5 protein-coding genes are annotated in these 5,308 nt (G+C 62.5%); 3 read left to right on the top strand and 2 right to left on the bottom strand.

Annotation, left to right across the window (positions count from 1 at the left end; genetic code table 11):
- Positions 1 to 208: 208 nt before the first annotated feature.
- Both EN994_RS16560 and EN994_RS16555 read left to right on the top strand, forming a co-directional pair.
- Entirely contained in the window at positions 209 to 1,489 is a 1,281-nt protein-coding gene (locus EN994_RS16560) for an O-acetylhomoserine aminocarboxypropyltransferase (protein ID WP_024504598.1), read from the top strand.
- A gap of 6 nt (positions 1,490 to 1,495) precedes the next feature.
- Positions 1,496 to 1,846, top strand: a complete 351-nt coding sequence (locus EN994_RS16555) for a cupin domain-containing protein (RefSeq protein WP_063167787.1) — start codon at positions 1,496 to 1,498, stop codon at positions 1,844 to 1,846.
- A gap of 54 nt (positions 1,847 to 1,900) precedes the next feature.
- Here the strand turns inward: EN994_RS16555 and EN994_RS16550 are convergent, their stop codons facing one another.
- Positions 1,901 to 2,785, bottom strand: coding sequence for an AraC family transcriptional regulator (locus EN994_RS16550; protein WP_063170209.1), 885 nt, complete (start codon positions 2,783 to 2,785; stop codon positions 1,901 to 1,903).
- Positions 2,786 to 3,062: 277 nt separating this feature from the next.
- Entirely contained in the window at positions 3,063 to 4,313 is a 1,251-nt protein-coding gene (locus EN994_RS16545; protein ID WP_063170210.1) for a cytochrome P450, read from the bottom strand.
- Between the two features lie 103 nt (positions 4,314 to 4,416).
- Here EN994_RS16545 and EN994_RS16540 point away from each other — a divergent pair.
- Positions 4,417 to 5,308, top strand: an 892-nt coding sequence (locus tag EN994_RS16540; protein ID WP_164745961.1) for an FAD-dependent oxidoreductase, incomplete at its 3' end; no start/stop codon positions are given.

The following is a 5,308-nucleotide window of genomic DNA, read 5'->3' as shown; positions in this document are numbered from 1 at the left end:
GCGCAGCGGTTTTGGGATAACGACGTGCACCAAAAGCAAGGCCTGACGCGCGATGCGCCTTAGGCGCAAAATTATTCCTTAGGCCAGCGCATTTTCTCGGGCCTCGGCCGCAGATCGCTAGCCGAAGGGTATTTTCTTCTTTGCATTCGCGCTCATGCTTCGCCAAGAATGCCCGGCGATTTCAAGAGTTTCAAAAGGGAGGTTTTCAGTGACCCGCACGCCAGGTTTCAACACGCTCGCCGTCCACGCCGGTGCCAAGCCCGATCCGGCGACCGGCGCGCGCGCCACGCCGATCTACCAGACGACCTCCTTCGTCTTCGACGACGCCGACCATGCCGCCTCGCTGTTCGGGCTGAAGGCCTTCGGCAACATCTACACCCGCATCATGAACCCGACCCAGGCAGTGCTGGAAGAGCGCATGGCGGCCCTCGAAGGCGGCACGGCGGCACTCGCGGTCGCCTCCGGCCATGCCGCGCAGGTGATCGTGTTCCACAATCTGATGCAGCCGGGCGACAATTTCGTTGCCGCCAACAAGCTTTACGGCGGTTCGATCAACCAGTTCGGCCATGCCTTCAAGAATTATGGCTGGGAGGTGCGCTGGGCCGACACCAATGACATCTCGACCTTCGAGAGCCAGATCGACGACAGGACCAAGGCGATCTTCATCGAGAGCCTCGCCAATCCGGGCGGCACCTTCGTCGATATCGAGAAGATCGGCGACATCGCGCGCAAGCACGGCCTGCCGCTGATCGTCGACAACACACTGGCCTCGCCCTACCTCATCCGGCCGATCGAGCATGGCGCCGACATCGTCGTCCATTCGCTGACCAAATTCATCGGCGGTCACGGCAATTCGATCGGCGGCGCCATCGTCGACGGCGGCACCTTCGACTGGTCGAAATCGGGCAAATACCCGATGCTGTCGGAACCGCGCCCCGAATATGGTGGTCTTGTCCTGCACGAAACCTTCGGCAATTTCGCCTTCGCCATTGCCGCGCGCGTGCTCGGCCTGCGCGATCTCGGCCCGGCGATCTCCCCGTTCAACGCCTTCCTCATCCTGACCGGCCTGGAAACCCTGCCGCTGCGCATGCAGCGCCACTGCGACAATGCCGTCACCGTTGCCGCCTGGCTGTCCAACCACCCCAAGGTCGCATCGGTGAATTACCCCGGCCTGCCCTCAGACAAGAACAACGCGCTGCAGAAGAAGTACTCACCACTTGGCGCCGGCGCCGTGTTCACCTTCGCGCTGAAGGGCGGCTATGACGCGGGCGTCAAATTCGTCGAGGCGCTCGAGCTGTTCTCGCACCTCGCCAATGTCGGCGACACCAAGTCGCTGGTCATCCACCCGGCCTCGACCACGCACCGCCAGCTTTCCGACGAGCAGAAGGTCAAGGCCGGCGCAGGACCGGACACGGTGCGGCTTTCGATCGGCATCGAGGACGTCAACGACATCGTCGCCGACCTCGAACAGGCGCTAGCCAAGGTCTGATCGATCATGAGCGAGTCAAACTTTCTTTCCATCGGCGTCGACGCTGTCGACGCCGAACAGGGTGCACCGGCGCCCGACCGGCTGATCTCGGGCGATCCCAAATTCCGCACCTGGAATGTCGAGGAGCGCGACGGCGGCCTCTATGCCGGCATATGGGAATCGACCCCGGGCAAATGGCGCATCGTCTATGACGAGTGGGAGTTCTGCCACATCCTGTCCGGCGTTTCGGTGATCGCGGAGGACGGTGGGCAAGCGCGCACCGTCAAGACCGGCGACAGCTTTGTGCTGAAGCCCGGCTTCAAGGGCAGCTGGGAAGTGCTTGAAACGACTCGCAAGGAGTATGTGATCAAGCTTTGATCTCGCGTCGCCATGATGCTCGCGATCGGGGGGACAAACCGCTGTCCTGCCGAGCTATTTCAGAGGCAGAAAGAGTTCAACGACCACTTCGCGTAGCGGGCCCTCCGGGAAGTGGGACAGATGTCGTTGGCAATAGATCGGAAAGTCGCGTGCTTCCTCGCCGCTGGCCGGAAGCCATTCACGATAAAGATAAAGTGCTGCGGGTTCGAGATTGTTGGTATTGCCAGGGTAGCGCAGCACCGCGCAGCGCCCGCCGGGGATCACGCCAGCCTTCATCTGCCCGTCATTCGCCTCGATCGGCCGGTCTGTCCCGGCACAAATGTCCATGCTGTAGTCAGCCGGGACCGCGGGCTCCCTTTCGGAACGGAAGACGTTGAAGGTCGGGCTTGTCTCGGGCGACAAGCCCGCCGCCTTACGCCAGGCGATGAACCGCTGGATGGTGTCCTGGAGCGTCGCCCGGTCTCCGCGGTGCTCCATGATCGCCACCGGCGTCGGGGGCACATCGCGGATCGTCACGTCGTCGTGTTCAAAGATTATCTGCATAAGCGTGTTCCTTGCTTTTTCGAGGGGCCCGAAGGCCATGAGCCACGACCCCCAGTCGGGAGACTTCCGGAACGACGACGGCGATTGTCCGAACCGTTGCCGAAAGGCGCGGGCGAAGGCATCCGGCGCGTCGTAACCGGCATCCATGGCTATGTCGGTGACGCTTTGGGCGTCACTTTCGGCAAGTCTGTACGAAGCACGCTTCATGCGGGCGAGCTGGACATAGCGATGCACGGACACCCCGAAGGTGGACGTGAACTGCCGGTGGAAATGATATTTCGAGAACGCCGCGACACCGCTCAACGCCTCCAGCCCCAGATCGTCATCCAGATGCTGGTCTATATGGTCTAGCACCCGCTGCATTCGGGCTGGGTAGTTTTCAAGTGCGGCCTTCAACGTCTCTTTCTCCGTGACGACACCAGTTAGGCCTTTCCGAATATATCGCGCTCGACCGATCTTGCGATTTGGCATGGATCGACAGGGGCTGCCAGCAACGGCCTTCAGGCTCTCCCCCAAGCTTGTGCTGCCTGCGTATGACTATTTCGCTGGAACTGGCTGAGACAGCTTCCGGTGCCTTGTCGTGGAAGGGCATCGTGGGCGGTCCGGTGAGCCGACCTTGTGGTTGCTGCTGGCGCTATGGCTGGAATAGGCCGGCGACCAAATCCGCGCTTCGTCAAAAGCCGACGGCGAGCCTTTCCAGCCCATGGAAGTGGTAAGTGTCGCGGAAGCTTGGCCTTTCGGCAAGATGCAGCTTCGGGTGCCGTTCGAACAGGGTTTTCAGCGACACCTGCAATTCTAGCCTGGCCAGCGGCGCGCCGATGCAGAAATGGATGCCGGCGCCGAATGACACGTTCTTCTGGTCCGGACGATCGGGCCGGAAAGCTTGCGGTTCGGCGAAGGCGCGCGGGTCATGATTGGCCATGCCCAGCATCAGCCCGATCGTCTGGCCCGGCTGCACGACAATGCCAGGCGCGACTTCGATCTCCTGATAAGCGTAGCGCGTGAACATGTGCAGCGGCGCGTCGAAGCGCAGGCATTCCTCGACCGTTGCCGCGGTCGCTTCGGGTGAGCCGAAGAAGCGGCTGACATCGCCGCCTTGCATAAGGATCGCACGGACAGCGTTGCCGGTCTGATGCACTGTCGCTTCATGACCGGCATTGAGCAGCAGGATCGCCGAGGACACCATCTCGTCCTCCGACAGCTTTTTGCCGTCCTCCTGCGCCGAGATCAGCAGCGACAGCAGGTCGTCGCCAGGGTTCTTGCGTCGCTCGGTGACATGGAAACGCAGGAAATCGGCAAATTCGCCCGCGGCTCGGTTGGCCGTCTCTTCGATCGCGCGCGTGCGGCCATGCATGTACATGGCAACCATCTGGTGCGACCAGTCGAGCAGTTGCGGCCCCATGTCGACCGGCACACCGAGCATTTCGGCAATGATGGTGATCGGCAAGGGCGCCGCGAAGGCAGGCAACAGGTCGACCGTCTTGCCTGGTTCGAAACGGTCGATCAGCTCGTTGGCCAAAGCCTCGACACGCGGCCGCAGCCGTTCGACCTGACGCGAGACGAAGGCGCGGTTGACCAGTGTTCTCAGCCGCGTGTGCACCGGCGGCTCCAGTTCCAGCATCGAATTGGCTTCGACGCCGTCGAAAGCCCTGAGATGGCTGCGGTCCTGTCCGATACCGCGACTGTCTGGAATGCCGGCCGGATTCTGGCGGCCGAAACGGCGGTCGCGCAGCAGCCGGTTGACGTCGTCGAAGCCGCCAAAGCACCAGAAGCCGAATTCTTCCCAGAAGAATGCATTCGATAGGCCGTGGAGGAAAGCATAGGCATCATAAGGGTTTTGAAAAAAAGCCGGCTCGTGCGGGTCGAGCCGCAGATGTCGCGTGGCTGGATCAAAGGCCAGGGCAGGTGGCGTCAATTTGCTCATGCCAGACCAATAGCGCGGCTTGCCAGCCTGGTTCCAGACCGTATGTTGGCGCCCGCAATCCAATACGTTGAGCCAGCCGACCGGCTGCGGAAAGTCTGATTTGATGAAGGTGATCGTTGTCGGTGCGGGTATTGCCGGCCTCTCGACCGCGTGGTCGCTGGTCAAGGCGGGTCACAGCGTTTCGATCGTCGAGCAGGGGCCGATCCCAAACCCGTTGGCCGCCTCGGGCGACCACCACCGCATCATCCGCCGCGCTTACCGCGCGGGGACCGGCTACGGCCGGCTGATCACCGAAGCCTACCAGGCCTGGGACGAGATGTGGGCCGACCTCGGCGAAAACCATCTCGATCCCAGAGGATTTGTCTGCATTTCGCGCGAGCCCGGCGACGAGGCCGAGGAATATCGCGAGGGCCTGGAAGAAGGCAATTTTCCGTTCGAACTGCTGGAGCCCGATGCAGCCGTGAAACGCTGGCCGTTTCTGGAAGCCGGGTCGTTTCGCTACGCCTATTTCTCGACCGAAGGCGGCGCCCTGCATTGCCGCAAGATCGCGTCCGGCCTGGCAAAGTGGCTGCGCGCCAACGGCGCCAATGTCTACGAAAACAGCAAGGTCGTCGAGGTCGACGCCGAAGCCGGCCACATCGTGCTCGAAAGCGGCGAGACGATGCAGGCCGACCGCATCGTCGTCGCCGCAGGCGCCTGGGTGCTAAAACTGTTTCCGGAACTGGACGGAGAATTGAAGACCTATCGAACCGCACTTGCCTATGTCGAACCGCCGGCCGACCTCAAGGCGGCCTGGCAGGCGGCACCGGTCGTGCTCGATGTCGGCGGCGCGATCGACGGCTATGTGATCCCGCCCTCCGGCGGCGCCGGCATGAAATTCGGTTCCGGGCTGCACAGGGTGCCGACCAGCGACGCCGACTGGAACCGTCAGCCGGTGGCGGGCGAGGGCGAGGCGATCCGCAACCTGTTTTCGCCGCCGATCGCCCGCATCGCGG

Origin of the sequence: Mesorhizobium sp. M7A.F.Ca.CA.002.09.1.1, assembly GCF_003998555.1 — a bacterium.
In the GTDB taxonomy this organism is placed as follows: Bacteria; Pseudomonadota; Alphaproteobacteria; order Rhizobiales; family Rhizobiaceae; genus Mesorhizobium; species Mesorhizobium ciceri.
Note: the sequence above shows the minus strand (reverse complement) of the source record. Positions and strands in the feature narration are given on the sequence as shown.

What these genes read in the sequence shown, in the direction of transcription:
- EN994_RS16555 (WP_063167787.1), top strand. Translation starts at nt 1,496, where the DNA reads ATGAGCGAGTCAAACTTTCTTTCCATCGGCGTCGACGCTGTCGACGCC.
- EN994_RS16545 (WP_063170210.1), bottom strand. Translation starts at nt 4,313, where the DNA reads ATGAGCAAATTGACGCCACCTGCCCTGGCCTTTGATCCAGCCACGCGA.